We start from the raw sequence: 18627 nt of genomic DNA, 5'->3' as shown, positions 1-18627 counted from the left end.
TAACAATAAATAAATTGGAGGAATCAATCATGGAAAACAAAGGAACACAAGTAGAAGTAAAAAAATCAGAGTTAAAAGGTGAATTAACATTTGAAGACAAAGTTATTCAAAAAATCGTTGGTATTTCATTGGAAACTATTCCTGGTCTGTTAACAATTAATGGTGGATTTTTTTCAAATTTAGCAGATAAAATTGCTAATAATAATGATGTAACTTCAGGAATTGATGTTGAAGTAGGAAAAAAAGAAGTTGCTGTTGATTTAGATATCGTTGCAGAATATGGTGTAGATATTTCAAAAATATACGAAGACATCAAACGAGTGATTGAAAAAGAAGTAAAGCATATGACGAGTCTAGAAGTTATAGAAGTAAATGTTAATGTCGTAGATATTAAAACAAAAGAACAATACGAAGAAGATAGTGTTACTGTTCAGGACAAGTTGAGTGACGCTACAAGTGAAGTTTCAGACTTTGTTTCTGATCAAACTGACAAAGTCAAAAAAGTGTCTTCTAAAGGAGCAACAAAAGTAAAAGAAGCAACTGAGCCCAGAGTAGAATAATAATATTTTTAGATGAGGAGTGATATATATGGGATTCATTTGGTCATTAATAGTAGGTGGAGTTATCGGAGCTATAGCAGGTGCTATAACAAGTAAAGGAAAATCTATGGGATGGATTGCTAATATTGTTGCTGGTTTAATTGGTTCTTCAATTGGCCAATCTTTATTTGGTTCATTTGGACCATCTTTAGCCGGAATGGCTATTATTCCATCCATCATTGGAGCAGTTATTGTTGTGGCTGTCGTGTCATTATTTACTGGTAAAAAAAGCTAACAAAATAAAAACAAAGAAGGAGAATCTTTATGACAGATAAAGGATATACAGATAAAATTAAAGGTAAAACAAAAGAAACTATTGGAAATTTACGTGGTGATGATAAACAAAAAGCTGAAGGTATCTTAGATCAAGCGATTGGTAAAACAAAAGAAGTGACTTCAGATATTAAAGAAAAAGCCGAAGATTTTATTGATGAAACAAAAGATAAATTAAATAAATAATAAATTTGCATAATTTATATACCACATAAATAAAAATATCCCTTCAAATAAATGTTTACTTGAGGGATATTTTTTATTATAAAATAAACAATGTTTAAAAAGAAAATTATTCATAGAACATGAACATATGTAAAAAAGAAATAAATCAGAATTAAGGGTCTGTTTTTCGGCTAGTAACTCTAAAAAAGAAGTTGTTCTATTTACAAGAATAATTTCCAAATTGGTTGAGTATAACTTTATTATGGGAATAATAGTAAAAAACACAAATGTATTCCAAATTACAAATAATAATTTAAAAATATTCATTGATTTCATATGTTCATTAAAAATACTAATATATAAAATCAGCTTTTTGAAAATGTTTTAATTGTACTCGCAATAACCTGAGTAAGCTCAAGTATATCAAAGTCTTCAACCCCATGTAACTCTTTCACAACAGATAAACCTAAAAACTCAGTAAACGTTACCGCCACTCTAATATTAATATCTCCCCAGTGATAGTGCCTATTCCAGATATACACTTAAATAGATTACCAGCTAATGATTTCCCAAATCCAGAAATTAGAGTTGCTTTTCATAGTCCTTTTACAACACCTTGGGAGATAGTTAAACCATTTCTTTTGTAAAGAGCAACAATCATAATTGTTTGGATAAGTACTAATAAAGCTGCATCTGAAAATGGAACTATACTTTGCTATACCTCCGAAAACGGTATGGAAGTTGAGGAATAAGAACGATATATGGACAAATGATGATTACCGTATCGAGTTTGTCTCTAATCATTTAAAGTATTTTAACCAAGCCATACAAGAAGGTAGCAATGTACGAGGCTATCATATGTGGACTTGTATGGATAATTGGTCTTGGACAAATGCTTATAAAAACAGATACGGTTTTATTTCAGTTGACTTAGATAATGACGGACAATGAAGTATTAAAAAAAGCGGTTATTGGTTTAAAAAATTATCTAAAAATAATGGATTTAATTAATATCAATTGAATTACTTATAAGTTTGACACTTGAAAAAAGCTCAAATATAGTTTTATTTTTAAATAGAAAGAATGTTTGTAGTTTACTTCTAAAGTTAAAGCAAAAATTCTATCTTTAACGGTAAATTTTTCATAATCACATATATTTAATTTTTTAACTCTTTATGTATAAAAATAAAAAAAGGAGTAGATTTCTCTACTCCAAAAAGTCTAAATACTATGCCTCGCTCTTCTTTTCTACTTTTTAATATCTGGATACAATAACTCTAATACATTCATGGTTAATCTTCTACCTGTTCCTGCAAATGGGTAAATATGCATATGCATGGCTGGGTTGAAGTTTCCTTCGATAATACCATAAGAAGTATCTTTTTTATTTCCTTTAATAGTTTTATCAGGAATGATTAAATCAATACCACAAATTTTGGCACCTAGGGCTTCGACTGCTTCTTCTGCAATTTTTTTATAACTCTCATCCATGTCATCAGTGACATCAATAGAATCGCCACCAGTACTAACATTTGAGTTTTCTCTTAAGTAAACAACTTGGTCTACTGCCGGAATACTATCAATAGTTAATCCCTGCTCTTTAAGCATTAATTGTTCAATATCACCTAACTGAATAATTTCTAATGGTGATCTGTGATGCGTTCCACGTAGGCTATCTTGATTTTTTTCATTAACTAATTCTGTGATAGTACGTTTCCCATCCCCCACTATATTAGCCGGAACCCTCAACAGAATTGCTCTTGTTTTACCATCTAAAACAAAGAATCGATATTCAGTTCCTGGTAAAAATTCTTCTACTAATAAATCAGTATCTTCACTAAAAGCTATTTCCAAAGCTTTTTTATAATCTTCAAAAGTAGCTCCGTCTTTGAAAATAGAAATTCCTAAGCCGTAGTTAGTTGATTTAGGTTTTACGACAAATCCTTTATTAGCAAATAAATCATAGGCTTGTTCTGCCTTTTCCATACTAGAAAATTCTTTGCCTAATGGGACTCTAAAGCCAGCTTTAGCTAATACTTTTTTAGTTACTGTTTTATTTTCCATGAGCAGCGGCACAATGTAGGAATCTTTACTTGTCATATTCGCATTTTTTACATATTCAACTTTTCCTTGATATGTTAGTTTTAAAAACTGGTCATTTTCATCAAGTACTTCAACTTTGACACCATTTTGAATAGCATCAAACATCATAATTTGTGTTGATAATTCCATGTGGCGATAACCTGATAGTTGATATGGTTTTTCAATAGCTCTTTCATGATACGTATTTCCTAAAGACGTTGCTAATTCTTTATTAGTTTTATAAGTTGATTCGATTTCCGTTACTATTTGAGCAGCTAAAGTTTCTTTTGGATGTTCTAAAGCTTTTGAGCTTTTTTCAATAACAGCTAAATACTCTTTTGGTAAGTTTAAGGCTGTCGCTAGTTTTTCCATTTCGTTTAGCAGCCACAAACCTTCCTCATAATTGTCTGTTTTAACCATTGGGTGTTCTAAGGAAACTTGTTCATTCTTAACAACACCTGTTTTCAATAAACTCTCAGAAGTTTCCTCTGTTTCATCTAACCACAACATAGTCATCATAAATAAATGTAAGAAATCTAAAGTTTCAAGAGAAATACCATATTCTGCAAATGGGTTTAAATCTATATTTCTAAGTTCAATATAAGAAACACCTTTAGTTAATAACTCGTCAATATTATCAGTTCCACGAAGTCTAACAGCTGAATAAAACTCTTTAGCTTCTATTAACAAACCATTATCAATCAAATCATTAATATCTGCGACATATTTTTCCAAAGAATCATAAGACACATTAATTTCAGGTCGATTAGTATAACCAAAATGGCTATTTCTAAAACTTCTAACGGGTTGTTCAACTGGCTGATTGAAGAAATACCCTTTCTCAGCAAAAGGACTTGCGCCATATAAATAAGTTACTAGCCAACGATATCTTAAATACTGACGAGATACTTTCATATAACAGCTTGTTCTAAATTCTTCAAAAGAAGTTACTTGATCTTGTTCTTTAAATAAAGCTCTTAAAAATTCATCAGAAAACTCAAAGTTATAATGAATACCACTAACCATCTGTTTTCTTTTACCATAAACTTTAGCTAAATAACGGCGATAATTAACATCACCTTGGTCACTTAATTTAGCAATAATAATATCTTTGTCATCTCTTGGCAAGACTGGTGGCATACTCATAGGCCATAGTCTTTCACCATTCTCTAAAGAACGTAAAGTCACATCGTGTAATGCCCCTAAAAATCTTAAGGTTTCTTCACTTGAATCAAATACTGGGGTAATTAATTCCATTTGAGTTTCACTAAAATCTGTTTGGATGTAGGGATGGATATCTCTTGATGCTATTCTTTTCGGGTGCTCTGTTGTCGCTAATTCTCCATCTGGTGTTATACGTTGACTCTCTTTTTCTAAGCCAATTCGAAATTCTTTAAATAATGGTTTTATTAAGTCAGATGACAACATCTGTTTCATTTTTTTCATTTAATTTCCACCTTATACCTTTTCAACATACTTTAACTTTATACCCACCTATTATATCATTCAGTGATTACTTTCTCTAAAATTATGATTACATACTAAAAAATAGTAAAAAAATGACTGGGACAAAATAAGTCTCAGCCATTTTTCGAATGATTATTTATTTTTATTTTTTAGTAACATACCTAAAATCACAGCACTAATTAATGAACCAACTAAGATAAAGACTAAGTAAAGAATCGGTTGGCTGACTAACATGATAACAAAAATTCCACCATGTGGTGCCATTAACTTAATACCTAAAGCTCCAACTAAACCACCAGCTACTGATGAACCAATAATAAAACTTGGAATCATACGTAGTGGGTCAGCAGCTGCAAATGGAATTGCTCCTTCTGTAATAAATGAGAATCCCATAATTAAGTTAGTAATTCCTGCTTCTTGATCTTTTTTAGAAAACTCTTTTTTAAATAGAATTGTTGCAATCGCAATTGCTAAAGGTGGTACCATCCCACCAGCCATAACTGCTGCCATAACAACACTACCACCAGTTGCTACACTTGCAGCTAGGGTTCCAGTACCAAACACATAAGCAGCTTTATTAATAGGGCCACCTAAGTCAACAGCCATCATCCCACCAAGTAAAGCACCTAAAATCGCTGCATTACCACCTGAAAGGTTATTTAAGAAATTATTTAAACCTGTGTTAATAGCTGACATTGGAATATTAACAAGTAACATCAAGCCACCTGTAATTAACAAACCAAAAACAGGATAGAATAAAATAGCTTTAATACCATCTAAAGATTTTGGTAAGTTAGCAAATACTTTTTTAAGGAAAATAATTACGTACCCTGCTAAGAAACCACCTACTAAAGCACCTAAAAATCCAGATGGCATAGGATTTTCTAGTTGTCCAAAAGCCACACCAGATGATGCCATAGCACCTGCTGCAAACCCAACAATTAAACCTGGGCGATCAGCAATACTTGAAGCAATAAATCCAGCTAAAACAGGTAACATAAATGAAAAGGCTGTGCCACCAATGGTATTGAAGTAAGCTGCCACTTGGTTATATGATCCAAGTGAACCTAACGAATCCGTTGGCACACCTAGCATCTGGTCAATTAAAAATGCTAAAGCAATCGCAATCCCACCACCAATAACAAATGGTAACATGTGACTAACACCATTCATTAAATGTTTATAAATTTGAGAACCGATACTACCTGAAGCTGATTCTTCTTTCGTGTCATTTCCACCAGTATGGTGATACACATTTGCTTTACCACTTGTTGCTAATTCAATTAACTCAGCTGATTTTTTAATCCCATCACTTACTGGACGATTAATTAATGGTTTACCATCAAATCTAGCCATCTCTACATTTTTATCAGCTGCAATAATAACACCACTCGCACGCTCAATATCTTCTTTTGTTAAAGCATGTTTAATACCTTCTGATCCATTTGTCTCAACTTTAATCTCTACACCTAATTCTTTAGCTTTATTCTTAAGAGCATCTTCTGCCATGTAAGTGTGAGCAATCCCTGTTGGACAAGCTGTTACAGCTACTACAAATGGTTGATCTGAACTGACAACAACAGACTCTTCTTGACTTTCTTTTTTGTCATACTCTTTTTGAGCTTCATCAAATAAATGAATCACTTCTTCTGGTTGTGTCGCTTTTTTCAAATCAGCAATTAATTCTGGATTTAATAATAAGCGCGAAAGACCTGCCAAAGCTTGTAAATGAGTGTCATTAGCTCCGTCTGGCGCTGCAATCATGAAAAATAAAAAGGTTGGTTGACCATCTAAAGCTTCATAGTCAACTCCGCTATTACTTTTCGCAAATAAAACTGTTGGTTTAAGTACCGCTTTGTTTTTCGCATGTGGCATTGCTAGTCCATCACCTAAACCAGTTGACGTTTGAGCTTCACGAGCTAAAATACCTTCTTCAAAAACCGTCACATCTTCAATTCGACCTGCAGCATGTAATTTTTCAACCATCTCATGAATAGCAGCTTTTTTCTCAGTTGCTGACAAATTCATAATCATAGCATCAACAGATAATAAATCGACAATTTTCATTTTTTCTCCTCCTAATATTCTTTAATTGTTTTTATCGTAATTTGGTTAACTAAATTTAAAATAGCTTCTTTACTTCCTAAGTCATCGCTAAAGGCAGTGGCACTCCCTGAAGCCACACCGTATTTAAAACAAGTTAATAAATCTTTCCCTTGAACTAGTTGACTAATAAATCCAGCGACCATGGAATCTCCAGCTCCGACTGAATTTTTCAACTCACCAGAAAGTCCATTAACTCGGTAAATACCTCCTTCTGTAAATAATGTCGCTCCGTCTTTTCCCATAGAGAGTAAAACATTTTGAGCACCTTGTTCTAATAATTTTTCACCGTAAGGAATCATCTCGTCGAAGTTTGCAAAAGAAGTATTAAAAATTGTAGCTAATTCATGATGATTTGGTTTAATTAGAATCGGTTTAAGTGGCAAAATATTTAGTAACTCTTGACTACTAATATCCACTACAAAAGGAACTTCATTTTGTTTGACTACATGAATCAACTCTAGGTAGATATCTTTTGAAACTCCTTTAGGAATACTTCCTGAGAATACGACTAAGTCTTGTTTTCTTAACTGACTTAATTTATTTTTTAAATGGCTAATATCTGTTGCTGTAATTTGTGGTCCTTGACCATTGATTTCTGTTTCAACTTGGCTTTTTAATTTAATGTTGATTCTTGTATCACCTTGAACGGCAATAAAATCAGCACCTAATTTTTCTTCATAAAGTTTTTCTTCGATGAATCTCCCTGTAAATCCACCAATGAAGCCTAAATTAACGGATTCCATCTCTAACTGATTTAAAACTCTTGAAACATTGATTCCCTTCCCCCCTGGAAATTTATGCTCACTTGTTGTGACATTCAATTTGTCCTCAGCAAAATCAGGTACTTGAATCACATAATCGACAGCTGGATTTAAGGTAACTGTGTAAATCATTTTCCTACCTCCTTAATAACTGTTTGACTTCTTAATTCTTGACTTACTTCTTTATTTATTTGATTTGTAATAATAATAGCTTCATCTAAATTTCCCATTTTAGCGAAGTTTACTTTATTAAACTTTGAATCATCAGCTAAAATAAAGACATGTTGTGCTTGTGACATAGCAGCTTTTTTCGTTGCTGCCTCTTCAGCATCTGCTGTTGTGTAACCATAGTTTTCATGAATTCCATTAGTTCCCATAAATGCTTTATCAAAGTAACAAGTTTTAATTTGTTCAATAGTTTGATTACTAACCGCTGCTTTTGTTGTTAAGCGAATGCTGCCACCTAACATCGTTGTCGTTAAGCCTAAATCAATACTGATACTGGCATGTTGAACTGAATTTGTAATGACATGAACCTTTTTTTCTTTTAAGAAAGGTAACATCTCTAAAGTTGTTGTTCCTGCATCTAAATAAATAAACTCACCTGGTAAGACTAAAGAAGCAGCATATTTAGCAACCATTTTTTTCTCATGAAGGTTTTTGGATGATTTTTCTACCATACTAGGTTCAGACTCTAACTTAATAATTCGCTTAGCCCCGCCATGTACTCGGCGTAGCCAACCAGCCTCTTCCATCTCTTGTAAATCTCGTCTAATCGTTGATTCAGAAACATCAAACTTAATCATTAAGTCTCTTGTTTTAACGATTTCTTTTTCTTTTAATAGGTCTAAAATACTCTGTTGTCTTTCTTCTGTTAGCACTTTCATCACCTCATAATTTTACTATACTATCATTTTCATTCTTTTTCAACCAAAATCATTCGTAAATTAGAATGTTTTTGACTGATTTTGATAAAAAAATTGCAGTGACATAAATAAACATTTATCTCACTGCAACTTTTTTAATAGATGTCGTCACAGAAATAATCTCTGTCACAACCTCTCTTTTTAATTTTCGTAGTTTTCCATTAGATCTTTGAATAAACCATAAACAAATTGATTTGGATCAAAGTCAGCTAAGTCAGTAATCTTTTCACCTAATCCCACTAACTTAACTGGTAAGTGTAATTCATTTCGAATAGCTAAGACCATACCACCTTTAGCCGTACCATCTAGTTTAGAAAGTACAATACCTGTTACATCAGTTGTATCTTTAAATTCTTTTGCTTGAATCATGGCATTTTGTCCAGTTGTTGCGTCAACAACTAGTAAAACTTCATGAGGAGCCGATGGGTATTCTCTTTCGATAACACGCTTCATCTTCTCTAATTCTTTCATTAAGTTGACTTTATTTTGCAAACGACCTGCCGTATCAACTAATAAAATATCATAGTTTTCTTTTTTAGTTCTTTCTACAGCATCAAAAACAACTGCCGCAGGATCACTTCCAGCACTATGTTTTACAACATCAACACCTGCACGATCTCCCCAAACAACTAATTGGTCAATTGCTCCAGCTCTAAAGGTATCTGCTGCTGCTAATAAAACTTTTTTACCTTCTTGTTTATAACGGTGAGCTAATTTACCAATACTTGTTGTCTTACCAACACCATTAACACCAACAAAAAGAATAATCGTTGGACCATCTGTTTGGATGTTTAAATTATTATTCTCTTCTTGACCTTCAGCCTCATAAATCTCAACTAATTTTTCAATGATTGTATTTTGAACGTCTTCTTGTTTCTTAACATTTTTCAATTTAACTTCTTCTTGAAGTTCATCAGAAATTCTCATTGCTGTTTCAAAACCAACGTCTGCACTAATTAAAGCTTCTTCTAATTCTTCGAAAAACTCATCATCAACCATACGGAAATTAGAGAACAAATCATTCATAAATTGACCAAATGTCTTACGAGATTTTTCTAATCCCTTGTCGTATTTTTCAATGGTTTCTTCTTGTTTAACAACTTCTACTTTTTCTACTTGAATCTCTTCTTTAATTTCAACTGCTTTTTCTTCAACAGGTGTTTCAACTTCAACTGTTTCTATTGAGGTAACCTCTTCAATTTCAGGGGTTTCCTCCTGTTCAACAGGCAAGTCTTTGATTTCTTCTTCAGCAGGCTTTTCACCTAAGACTGCTTTTTTAATTTTATCAAAAAATCCCATAGTATCCTCCTAATCGACTAAAACAAATTTTTCAACAGCGTGGGCCACGCCGTCTTCTTGATTTGATTTTGTCACAAATTGTGCTAGTTTTTTAAGGTTCTCATTACCGTTTTCCATGACAACACCCATTCCAGCATATTCAATCATTGAAACGTCATTTTCCTCATCCCCAATAGCCATTACTTCTGATTGTTTAATGCCTAATTCTTTGGCTAATAAATCAATTCCATTAGCTTTACTAACATCTTTATGGATGATTTCTAGTAAGCAATCTCTTGATTTCATTATATTAAATTTCTCGTACCATTCAGGTGATAAACTTTTTAGTTTTTCATCTAAGTATTCAGGATCTGTTCCAACTACCATTTTATTAAAAACAATTGTATCATCCAGTTCCTCTGGTGATTTTGTTACAAATGTTAGTAATGGATTTAATGTATGATAAATGGATTGTTTTGTTTTAGATGTTGTTAAGTTAATACAAGTATCTACTGTAATAATATCTAACGGTAAATCTAGTTCTGTCATAACTTCAGCCACTGCTTGAACTTCATCAAGGGATAAAGAAAAAGATAATAAAGCTTCTCCCGTATCATTTTTTTGAACTGAGCCACCATTAAAGGTAATGCTATAATCACCTTCATCTCTTAACTCTAAACGGTCTAAATAAGATTCAACAGCTAGTAATGGACGTCCTGTACATAAAACAACTTTAGTCCCTTGGTTTTTAGCTTTTGTTAAAATCTCTTTATTTCTATCTGAAATGGTTTTATCATCTTTTAAAAGTGTACCATCTAGATCAATTGCAATTAATTTAATCATTGATTTTCCCCTCTCACAACATATCTAGTTTTTCTTGATTTTCAAGTTCTTCTAAATGAACAGATACAATTTTAGAAACACCTGACTCTTGCATTGTCACACCGTAAAGCATATTGGCTGACTCCATTGTACCTTTTCTGTGGGTAATCACAATAAATTGTGTATCTTCCCCGAAATGACGTAAGTAATTTCCATATCTAGCAACGTTGGCATCATCTAAAGCTGCCTCAACCTCATCAAGAATACAGAAAGGAACAGGTCGTGCTTGAATAATCGCAAATAGTAAAGCAATCGCTGTTAATGCTCTTTCTCCACCTGAGAGTAAGCTTAAGTTTTGTAATTTTTTACCTGGTGGCTGAGCAATAATATCAATTCCTGTGTGTAGTAAATCTGTTGGGTCCGTTAAAATTAAGTCTGCATGTCCACCACCAAACATATTCGGAAACACTTTTCTAAATTCTTCACGTATATCACAGAAGACATCATGGAATTTCTTAATAACTAGCTCATCCATTTCATTCATGGTTTCAAATAACTCATCTTTTGCTAAAATTAAATCTTCTTGTTGAGAAACTAAGAATGTATGACGTTCTTTAACTTCCTTATACTGCTCAATCGCGCTGACATTAACCACACCTAGTTGCTGAATCTCAGTCTTCAATACTTTAATTTTTTCTTTACCAGCTTCAAAATCTTCAACTGGCTCGTAATTCAGTTTACCAGCTTCAAAGGTTAGCCCGTACTCTTCTTGTAAATACATTAATGAGCGGTCAAGAGCAATATTAGCACTATTTTTGGCTACTTCGACTGCTGTTTTTTGGTCCATTTGTTCTTGAATCAATTGATTTTGCTCAACAATTTTATCATCTCCAACAGAAATCTGTTGGTAAAGAGCTTCTCTTTGTTTTTTCAAGTTCTCTGACGTATCACTTAGATTTTCTTTGGCTAATTTTAGGCGTATCATTTCTTCTTCAATACGTTGACTCACTTCGCCGTGACTTAAGTGTTCACTTGATTCTGAGTTTAATTGGAAATGAAGATTTTCTTTATTAGTTGTTAACTCTTCAAACTCAAATTCTCTTTCTTTGATTCGTAAGTTTAGATGAGAATTTTTTTCTGTAATAACCGCTAGTTCAGCTTGTTTTTGATTTAATTTGTTTTGAGAGATTTCTTTTTGTTGAGTCGTCTCTTCCTCAAGCTCACTGGTTTCTTTCATTAACTTATCAAGCTCTAACTTTTTAGTAGCTAATTTTTCTTGAGCTTCTAATAATTGTTCTTTTTCTTCTTTGTAATCTTCTAAGAAACGTTGTAATTCACGTTTTTCATACTCAAACGCACGACGTTCTTTTTCTTGTCTAGTAACTTTTTGTTCATATTTTTCTAAGTTATTAGTTAAAGTTTGCTCTTTTAGACGAGCAACTTCACCTTCATGTCTCACTTCTTCTAATTGACTTTCTTTTAGTTGAAGCTCTTGTTTTAAGGCTTTAACCTCTGATTCTTTCATTTCATAAAGCCTTGTCATTTGAGCCACTTGAACTTCTAATTCTTTTAAATCTTGACCTTGAGAAAACAGTTGATTGTTTTGACCTGATTTATTTGCTCCACCAGTCATTGAACCACCTGGATTCATCACATCTCCCTCAAGCGAAACCACACGGTACTGGAAGTTAATTAGCTTAGCTAACTCATTGGCTGTTTGTAAGTCCTTAGCAATAATCGTTAAGCCTAGAATATTTTCAATTATTTTACTAATCTTAGTGTCATACGTGACTAACTCATTAGCAATTCCAATAAATCCAGGATGTGACATGACTTTAGCTTTAATACTTTGATTTAGTGCTCGAGGTTTAATTGTTGTCAGTGGTAAAAACGTTGCTCGACCTACTCGTTTTTGTTTTAAGTAAGAAATAGCTTTTCTAGCACTTGTTTCGTCTTCTGTAATGATATGTTGAGCTGAAGCACCTAAAGCTGTCTCAATAGCTAAGCTAACCTCTTTTGGTACAGTAACAAGTTCAGCTACAGCTCCAACAATTCCACCAAGAAAATCCTTATCTTTTAAGACTGCTCGAACACCTTGGTAAAAGCCTGCATAATTTGCTTTTAAATCTTGTAAGCTTTTTTCTTTAGCTTGAGCTTGCTGGAGAATTTTTAAAGCTTCGTACATTTGTCTTTCATTGGTTGAAACTTTAGATTTCAACTCATTTACTTCACTATGAACTTCTTTAAAATTCGCTAGTAACTCTTGAACTGTCAGACTTTGTTTTTCTAAAGCTTTTTTAGTTGTGTCATAGTTTTTTTGAGTTTCTTTTTCTTCTAACAATAAAGTCTCATAGGTATTAACATCTTTTTCATTACGCATCATTTCTTGCTGATGTTGTTTTTCCAAATATTTTAAATCATTGTTAATATTAGTTTGTTGTTGCATCACATCAACATAATCACTACGTAAATCCTCTAGTTGTTCCTTTGTTGACTTACTAAATCGCTGAACTTCTGCTTTTAATTCTTCTACTTCAACAAGTAATTCTTTTTTAGTAACAGTTAAAGAAGCCTCTTCTTCTTTCAAAGTATCTATTTCATTTTTCACAGCAATTTCTTTAGCTGCTAATGAAGCTAAATTTTCTTCATAAGTTTCCTTATTTTGATCAGAATGACGTTTCTTTTCTTCTAGTAATTGTTTTTGACCTTCTAATTTTTCAAAACCAGTTGTCACAGATAACAATTCACTTTGTTTACTATCAATTTCTTTTTCAAGAATTTCACGAGAGTCTTTTAATTCTTTTAATTTCTCTTCTTCAACTAAGAGACTTTCTCTTTTAGCATTAATTTCAACTAAAATTTTGTTTAAAGCTGCCTCTTTTTCATTCCACGTTTCTTTGTATTGCTCAATCTTTTGAACCGTGACACTGACATCAACTGCTGTTAATTGTTCTTTATACAATAAGTACTTAGTTGCCACATCGCTTTGCTCTTTTAAAGGCTCAAGTTGAGATTCTAACTCATAAATAATATCTTGAACACGGTTAAGATTATCCTCTGTTTCAAATAGTCTTTTCTCAGCCTCTTTTTTACGGGTTTTATACTTTAATACACCAGCTGCTTCTTCAAAAATACCACGACGATCTTCTGGTTTACTATTAAAAATAGATTCTACTTTACCTTGAGAAATGATTGAAAATGATTCCTTACCTAAACCTGAGTCCATAAATAAATTAACAATATCTTTTAATCGGCAGCTCTGTTTATTAATAAAGAAATCACTGTCACCACTTCTAGTTAAGCGTCTTGTTACACTGACTTCACTGAAATCGATTGGTAAAAAACGTTCTTCATTATCAAGTACTAAAGTAACTTCTGCGATATTTAAAGCTGGACGTGAAGAAGAGCCAGCAAAAATTACATCTGGCATGGTTCCACCACGTAAATTTTTTGCTGACTGCTCCCCTAATACCCAACGAACTGCTTCTGTAATATTACTTTTTCCACTACCATTTGGTCCAACGACTGCTGTTAATCCTTGATTAAATTCAATAACAGTTCTATCTGCAAAAGATTTAAACCCAGCTATTTCAATTCGTTTTAAATACACTAAAGTTTAATCTCCTTCCTAACACTGATTTTTCTTTTTCAAATCAGCTAATGCTACCTCAGCAGCTTTTTGTTCAGCTACTTTTTTAGATTTTCCAGAACCTACACCAAGTAAGGTACCACCTGCATTGACCTCTACATGAAAAATACGTTCATGAGCTGGTCCTTCTTCTTTAACTAGTCGGTACTCAATTAAGATGTCACCATTTTTTTGTAAAACTTCTTGTAAAGCTGTTTTGTGATCCATCTCATGTGAAAAAGCACCAGATTCAATTTTAGGAATAATCACTTGATAAATAAAGTCATTAGCTGCTTTTGAACCTTGATCAATAAATAATGCACCTAAAAACGCTTCAAATAAATCACATAAAAGTGATGAACGTGTACGTCCATTTGAATTTTCTTCACCCTTACCTAAACGAACGTAAGTATCAAATTTACATTCTTTAGCAAACATAGCTAAACTATCTTCACGAACAATTGTCGCTCTTAATTTAGTTAGTTTACCTTCTGGTAAGTCTTGAAAATGATGATACAAGTATTCAGAAATAATTAATTCTAAAACGGCATCACCTAAAAATTCAAGGCGTTCATTATCTGTTAGCTCTAAGTGTCGATGCTCATTCACATAGGATGAATGGGTAAAAGCTTGCTCCAATAGACTAATATCTTTAAAAACAATATTATATGTGTCTTTTATTTCTTTCATTAATGTTTCTATCATGGTTTTTGCTCTTCCTCTCATTCAAAATGTTCAATTTCTATTATACGTTGTTTTGTCCTCTTTTAAAACAAAAACTATCAACTTGAGAAAAGCTTTTCTCAAGTTGATAGTAACTAATAATTATTTAGTTAAACCAATAGATGCCCATGGGTTATCTTGTGCGTCATAAGCCCAAGTAAAGCCAGTTACGTTTTCACTTACAGGTAATACTTGATCTCTAAATAATGTTGGGAATACAAATGCTTCATCACTTGCATATTCTTGCCATTCTTTAAATGCTTTTGCACGGTATTCTGTATCAAATGATTTTTCTGAGTCAATGTTGTTCATTAATTCAGTGTTTTTATCTGATTCGAAACGAGTGTAGTTAAATGATGCTGTTGGTGCGTATAATCCTGATTGAGATGGATCTGCACTTAAGCCCCAAGCAGCTTGGTATACATCAATTTCTGGGTCATCATTTTTAAGTTTATCGTAGAATGAGTTAAACTCGATTAAACGACCTGTTGCTAATGATACATCTAAACCGATTTCTCTCCAACAGTTAACATAGTACTCTGCTAATGGTTGAGCAGTTTCTCCACCAGCCATTGATGCAAATTTAATCTCTAATTTTTCACCTTTTGGATCACGACGGAATTCTTCGCCATCTTTTTTCTTGTAACCAGCGTCATCTAATAATTTATTAGCTTTTTCGATGTCTTGTTTAGTGTAACCTTCTAAATCTTTAGCACTAAATTCAGAGAAGATTGGTGGCACCATAGCATTTGCCGCTTGGCGTAAACCGTGGTAATATTTTTCACCAATTGCATTGTTATCTACAGCATAAGCCATTGCTTGACGTAATTCTTTGTTAGCCATTTTAGATTCTGGGTTGTAGGCAACTTTACCTTCTTTTTCGTCCCACTTACCTAATTTAAATCCAATATAAGTATAAGCTAAGTCTGGACGACCTAAAATTTCATAACCTTCAATGTCTTTGTATGATGGGTAGTTATCAGTTGGCATAGATAATACCATGTCATATTTTTTAGCTTTCATTGCTTCAGTAATTGAGTTTGTTGGAGCAACTCTCATAACGATTTTTTCTAATTTTGGTTTTTCGCCATAGTAGAATTCGTTAGGTGTGTACTCAACAGACTCACCTTGATTAATTTTTGTCATTTTGTAAGGTCCTAATGTTACAGGAGACTTACGAACTGGATCACTTGATTCCATACCTTTAACCGGCATATCTTTGAAAATATGAGCAGGCATAGCACTTGACCAAACAGTTTCACTTGTTTGTTTCATACCAGGATTCATTTCTTTGTAAGTAATTTCGATTGATTTATCATCGATTTTCTTAAGTCCTGAAATTGAATCAGCTTTTCCATCATGGTATTCTTCAACACCAACAACGTTTGTAAAGTCTTCACCATAACGAATACCAGCGTAGTCTGGGTGAGCAATAACTAAATAAGGTTGAATTAAATCTTCAGCAACTAAAGGTTCACCATCTGACCATTTAGCATCCTTAGTAATTGTTAATTTGATAGTTTTCTTGTCAACATCGATATCTTTTTTAACGATACCGCCATCAGTTGTTTCAAAGTTACTATCTGAACGGAAAATTTCTTCGTGAGATGGTAACATGAATTGTGCGTCATAGTTATTTTCATAGAATTCAGTTACAAATAAACCTGCAAACTGAGTATCCATTGCTACAGCTACTTCAAGAGTACCGCCCTCTTTTGCTTTTTCTTTGTTGCTTACTTCGATTGGAAATTGTGATACGTCTTCTTGCTTAGTATCTCCCGATTTCTTTCCATCGTCTTTTTTTCCACCACAGGCAGCTAAACCAACTGTCACTGCAGCTCCTAGTGCCATTGCACTAACTAACTTTTTGTACTTCATCCTTCATTTCCCCCTATTCTTCTTTTGTTAACCTAGTCGCTGGCGAGCATCAGCAGAACGCTTAAATGCTTGACCAACATAATTTATACTCAGCATCATCACTAAAATAAGTATTGATGCAGGAGCCCAAATCCATGTTTTTTCAGATAATACGACACCATTTGACGCATATCCAATAAGAGTTCCTAAACTTGGTGTTCCCGGCGGTAAACCAAACCCTAAATAAGATAGAGTTGTTTCAATCCCGATGTTTGCCGCGAAGTTAATCGTCAAGTTAGTAATAATTAAAGAACTCAAGTTTGGCATTAACTCACCAAACATAATTTTGAAATCACTTGTACCTAATGTTTTTGAAGCACTAATATAATCACGACGAGACTCTGATAAAGTTTTACCTCTAAACAGCCTTGCCTTAGCTACCCAATAAAAAGCACTCATAATCCAAACAAAACTCATCATATTATATTTAGGTATGATTGTAACAAATACAATAACAATCATTATCATAGGTAATACCATAATAAAATCTACTATACGCATAATGATAGTATCTATGATACCACCATAATAACCTGCAATAATACCAAGACCTACCCCAATAATAGAAGTAACGATAGTAATCGCAAATCCGATAACAACTGAGTTTCTAGCACCGATAATTAATTGGCCAAACACATCACGACCACCCTCATCAGCTCCTAAAATGAACCCATTAACACCTGGTTCACCGTATTTATCAAAAATACTTACTTTCATAACTGCATCTTTATCTAACATCATTGCTCCGATAAAAATAGTTAGTAGTAATATAGTTAATAATCCTAGTGAAAATAACGCTAGTTTATCTTTTTTAAATTCTCTAACAATCATTTTAAAGCCAGTTGGTGGCGCACTGATTGTTTCTTGTTTTTCTTCTTTATTCATTATTCTTCTCCTTTCCTAATCCTAAGCTTATTATTGAATACGAATTCTTGGATCTACGATACTCATTACGATGTCAGAAATTAAGTTTCCGACAATTGTTACAATACCTAGGATTAATACTAAGGCTGTAATAACTGAGTAGTCACGTCCATTAATTGCATCAATAAATAATTTACCGATACCTGGATAAGCGAAAGTTTGCTCAATAACAACTGAACCACTGATAAGTGCTGAAATTTCATAACTTAATTGTGCTGCAATTGGTAATGAAGCATTTCTGAAAATGTGTCTTGTAAATACTTTATTTGTTGGAACACCTTTAGCTCTTGCAGTACGAACAAAGTCCATTTGCTGTGCATCAATTACTTCGTTACGTAAGTATTGAATTGTAACTGCTGTTGCTAGTAAAGCTTGAGAGATTGCTGGTAAAATCATGTGATAGATTTTACTCCAGAAATAAGACATTGTTCCCGGCTCTAAACCTGAGGCAACTGATCCTGTTGTTGGGAACCAGTCTAAGCGGTAACCAAAGATAAACAACATTAATAAAGCAAAGATAAAGATTGGAACAGCAAAACTGACAAAGTTATAAACTACTACAGTCTTATCAAATAAAGAGTTTTGATATCTACCTGAGAATAATCCTAAAGGTAAAGCAATCGCGTAAGACAAAATAGCTGTCATTAATGATAACCAGATTGTATTTGTTACACGTTGTCCAATAATATCTGTTACTGGTAATTTAAATAGGAAACTTTGCCCAAAATCACCTTGAACAGCATTTGTAATCCAATCCCAATACTGTACGTACCAAGGGTTGTTTAATCCCGCTGCTTCACGCATTTTTTCAATAGTTGCTGGGTCCATGTTCGGGTTAATCAATCCAGTAAACGGATCCCCTGGCATAGCTTTAGCTAAAATAAAGATGAATAAACTTAAAATAATGATTTGAGGAATCATTGCTAATACACGTCGAAGTATCGTTTTCCACATAA

The 18627-nt window shown here is 33.1% G+C and carries 15 protein-coding genes and 1 pseudogene; 4 read left to right on the top strand and 12 right to left on the bottom strand.

Features of this window, described 5'->3' with window-relative positions; all coding sequences use genetic code 11:
- The first annotated feature begins 29 nt into the window (after positions 1-29).
- Genes DFR54_RS04615 through DFR54_RS04605 form a run of 3 tightly spaced genes read left to right on the top strand, consistent with a single transcriptional unit; the run spans position 30 to position 1058 of the window.
- On the top strand, positions 30-560 hold the full coding sequence (locus DFR54_RS04615; protein ID WP_114289113.1) for an Asp23/Gls24 family envelope stress response protein: 531 nt from the start codon (positions 30-32) through the stop codon (positions 558-560).
- Between the two features lie 28 nt (positions 561-588).
- Entirely contained in the window at positions 589-834 is a 246-nt protein-coding gene (locus DFR54_RS04610; RefSeq protein WP_114289112.1) for a GlsB/YeaQ/YmgE family stress response membrane protein, read from the top strand.
- A gap of 29 nt (positions 835-863) precedes the next feature.
- Positions 864-1058: a CsbD family protein gene (locus DFR54_RS04605; RefSeq protein WP_114289111.1), complete on the top strand. Its 195-nt coding sequence runs from the start codon at positions 864-866 to the stop codon at positions 1056-1058.
- Between the two features lie 344 nt (positions 1059-1402).
- Here the strand turns inward: DFR54_RS04605 and DFR54_RS13455 are convergent, their stop codons facing one another.
- Entirely contained in the window at positions 1403-1531 is a 129-nt protein-coding gene (locus tag DFR54_RS13455; protein ID WP_264481237.1) for a hypothetical protein, read from the bottom strand.
- A gap of 207 nt (positions 1532-1738) precedes the next feature.
- Here DFR54_RS13455 and DFR54_RS04600 point away from each other — a divergent pair.
- Positions 1739-1988 (top strand): annotated as a pseudogene (locus DFR54_RS04600) (family 1 glycosylhydrolase); the annotation flags it as partial.
- Between the two features lie 297 nt (positions 1989-2285).
- Here the strand turns inward: DFR54_RS04600 and gshAB are convergent.
- The 11 genes from gshAB to opp4B form a co-directional block, all read right to left on the bottom strand.
- Entirely contained in the window at positions 2286-4565 is a 2280-nt protein-coding gene (gene gshAB, locus DFR54_RS04595; protein ID WP_114289110.1) for a bifunctional glutamate--cysteine ligase GshA/glutathione synthetase GshB, read from the bottom strand.
- A gap of 153 nt (positions 4566-4718) precedes the next feature.
- Positions 4719-6653 (bottom strand): PTS fructose transporter subunit IIABC, encoded by a 1935-nt coding sequence (locus DFR54_RS04590; RefSeq protein WP_114289109.1) that lies wholly within the window; start codon positions 6651-6653, stop codon positions 4719-4721.
- Between the two features lie 11 nt (positions 6654-6664).
- Complete coding sequence (gene pfkB, locus DFR54_RS04585) at positions 6665-7585, bottom strand: 1-phosphofructokinase (protein ID WP_114289108.1); 921 nt, start codon at positions 7583-7585, stop codon at positions 6665-6667.
- Positions 7582-8334 carry a DeoR/GlpR family DNA-binding transcription regulator gene (locus DFR54_RS04580; protein ID WP_114289107.1) on the bottom strand — a complete coding sequence of 251 codons (753 nt, stop codon included), beginning with the start codon at positions 8332-8334 and terminating at the stop codon, positions 7582-7584. Before DFR54_RS04580 ends, pfkB begins: the two co-directional genes overlap by 4 nt.
- A 186-nt stretch (positions 8335-8520) precedes the next feature.
- A complete protein-coding gene (gene ftsY / locus DFR54_RS04575; protein WP_114289106.1) occupies positions 8521-9678 on the bottom strand; it encodes a signal recognition particle-docking protein FtsY in 1158 nt (385 codons plus the stop codon).
- Positions 9679-9687: 9 nt separating this feature from the next.
- Positions 9688-10500 (bottom strand): Cof-type HAD-IIB family hydrolase, encoded by an 813-nt coding sequence (locus DFR54_RS04570; protein WP_114289105.1) that lies wholly within the window; start codon positions 10498-10500, stop codon positions 9688-9690.
- A gap of 13 nt (positions 10501-10513) precedes the next feature.
- Positions 10514-14089, bottom strand: coding sequence for a chromosome segregation protein SMC (gene smc, locus DFR54_RS04565; RefSeq protein ID WP_114289104.1), 3576 nt, complete (start codon positions 14087-14089; stop codon positions 10514-10516).
- Positions 14090-14107: 18 nt separating this feature from the next.
- On the bottom strand, positions 14108-14812 hold the full coding sequence (gene rnc, locus DFR54_RS04560; protein WP_114289103.1) for a ribonuclease III: 705 nt from the start codon (positions 14810-14812) through the stop codon (positions 14108-14110).
- 120 nt (positions 14813-14932) lie between these two features.
- Positions 14933-16708 (bottom strand): oligopeptide ABC transporter substrate-binding protein, encoded by a 1776-nt coding sequence (locus DFR54_RS04555; RefSeq protein ID WP_114289102.1) that lies wholly within the window; start codon positions 16706-16708, stop codon positions 14933-14935.
- A gap of 27 nt (positions 16709-16735) precedes the next feature.
- Positions 16736-17632, bottom strand: coding sequence for an ABC transporter permease (locus DFR54_RS04550; protein WP_170126918.1), 897 nt, complete (start codon positions 17630-17632; stop codon positions 16736-16738).
- Between the two features lie 30 nt (positions 17633-17662).
- Positions 17663-18625 (bottom strand): oligopeptide ABC transporter permease, encoded by a 963-nt coding sequence (gene opp4B, locus DFR54_RS04545; protein ID WP_114289100.1) that lies wholly within the window; start codon positions 18623-18625, stop codon positions 17663-17665.
- Positions 18626-18627: the final 2 nt, after the last annotated feature.

The organism is Vagococcus fluvialis (genome assembly GCF_003337315.1).
Taxonomy (GTDB): Bacteria; Bacillota; Bacilli; order Lactobacillales; family Vagococcaceae; genus Vagococcus; species Vagococcus fluvialis.
The sequence above is the reverse complement of the archived record's forward strand: the minus strand, read 5'-3'. Positions and strand labels throughout refer to the sequence as shown.

Bases quoted from the DNA above. Each gene is read 5' to 3' on its own strand.
- DFR54_RS04615 (WP_114289113.1), top strand. From the start codon at position 30: ATGGAAAACAAAGGAACACAAGTAGAAGTAAAAAAATCAGAGTTAAAA.
- DFR54_RS04610 (WP_114289112.1), top strand. From the start codon at position 589: ATGGGATTCATTTGGTCATTAATAGTAGGTGGAGTTATCGGAGCTATA.
- DFR54_RS04605 (WP_114289111.1), top strand. From the start codon at position 864: ATGACAGATAAAGGATATACAGATAAAATTAAAGGTAAAACAAAAGAA.
- gshAB (WP_114289110.1), bottom strand. From the start codon at position 4,565: ATGAAAAAAATGAAACAGATGTTGTCATCTGACTTAATAAAACCATTA.
- DFR54_RS04590 (WP_114289109.1), bottom strand. From the start codon at position 6,653: ATGAAAATTGTCGATTTATTATCTGTTGATGCTATGATTATGAATTTG.
- pfkB (WP_114289108.1), bottom strand. From the start codon at position 7,585: ATGATTTACACAGTTACCTTAAATCCAGCTGTCGATTATGTGATTCAA.
- ftsY (WP_114289106.1), bottom strand. From the start codon at position 9,678: ATGGGATTTTTTGATAAAATTAAAAAAGCAGTCTTAGGTGAAAAGCCT.
- DFR54_RS04570 (WP_114289105.1), bottom strand. From the start codon at position 10,500: ATGATTAAATTAATTGCAATTGATCTAGATGGTACACTTTTAAAAGAT.
- rnc (WP_114289103.1), bottom strand. From the start codon at position 14,812: ATGATAGAAACATTAATGAAAGAAATAAAAGACACATATAATATTGTT.
- DFR54_RS04555 (WP_114289102.1), bottom strand. From the start codon at position 16,708: ATGAAGTACAAAAAGTTAGTTAGTGCAATGGCACTAGGAGCTGCAGTG.
- DFR54_RS04550 (WP_170126918.1), bottom strand. From the start codon at position 17,632: ATGAATAAAGAAGAAAAACAAGAAACAATCAGTGCGCCACCAACTGGC.
- opp4B (WP_114289100.1), bottom strand. From the start codon at position 18,625: ATGTGGAAAACGATACTTCGACGTGTATTAGCAATGATTCCTCAAATC.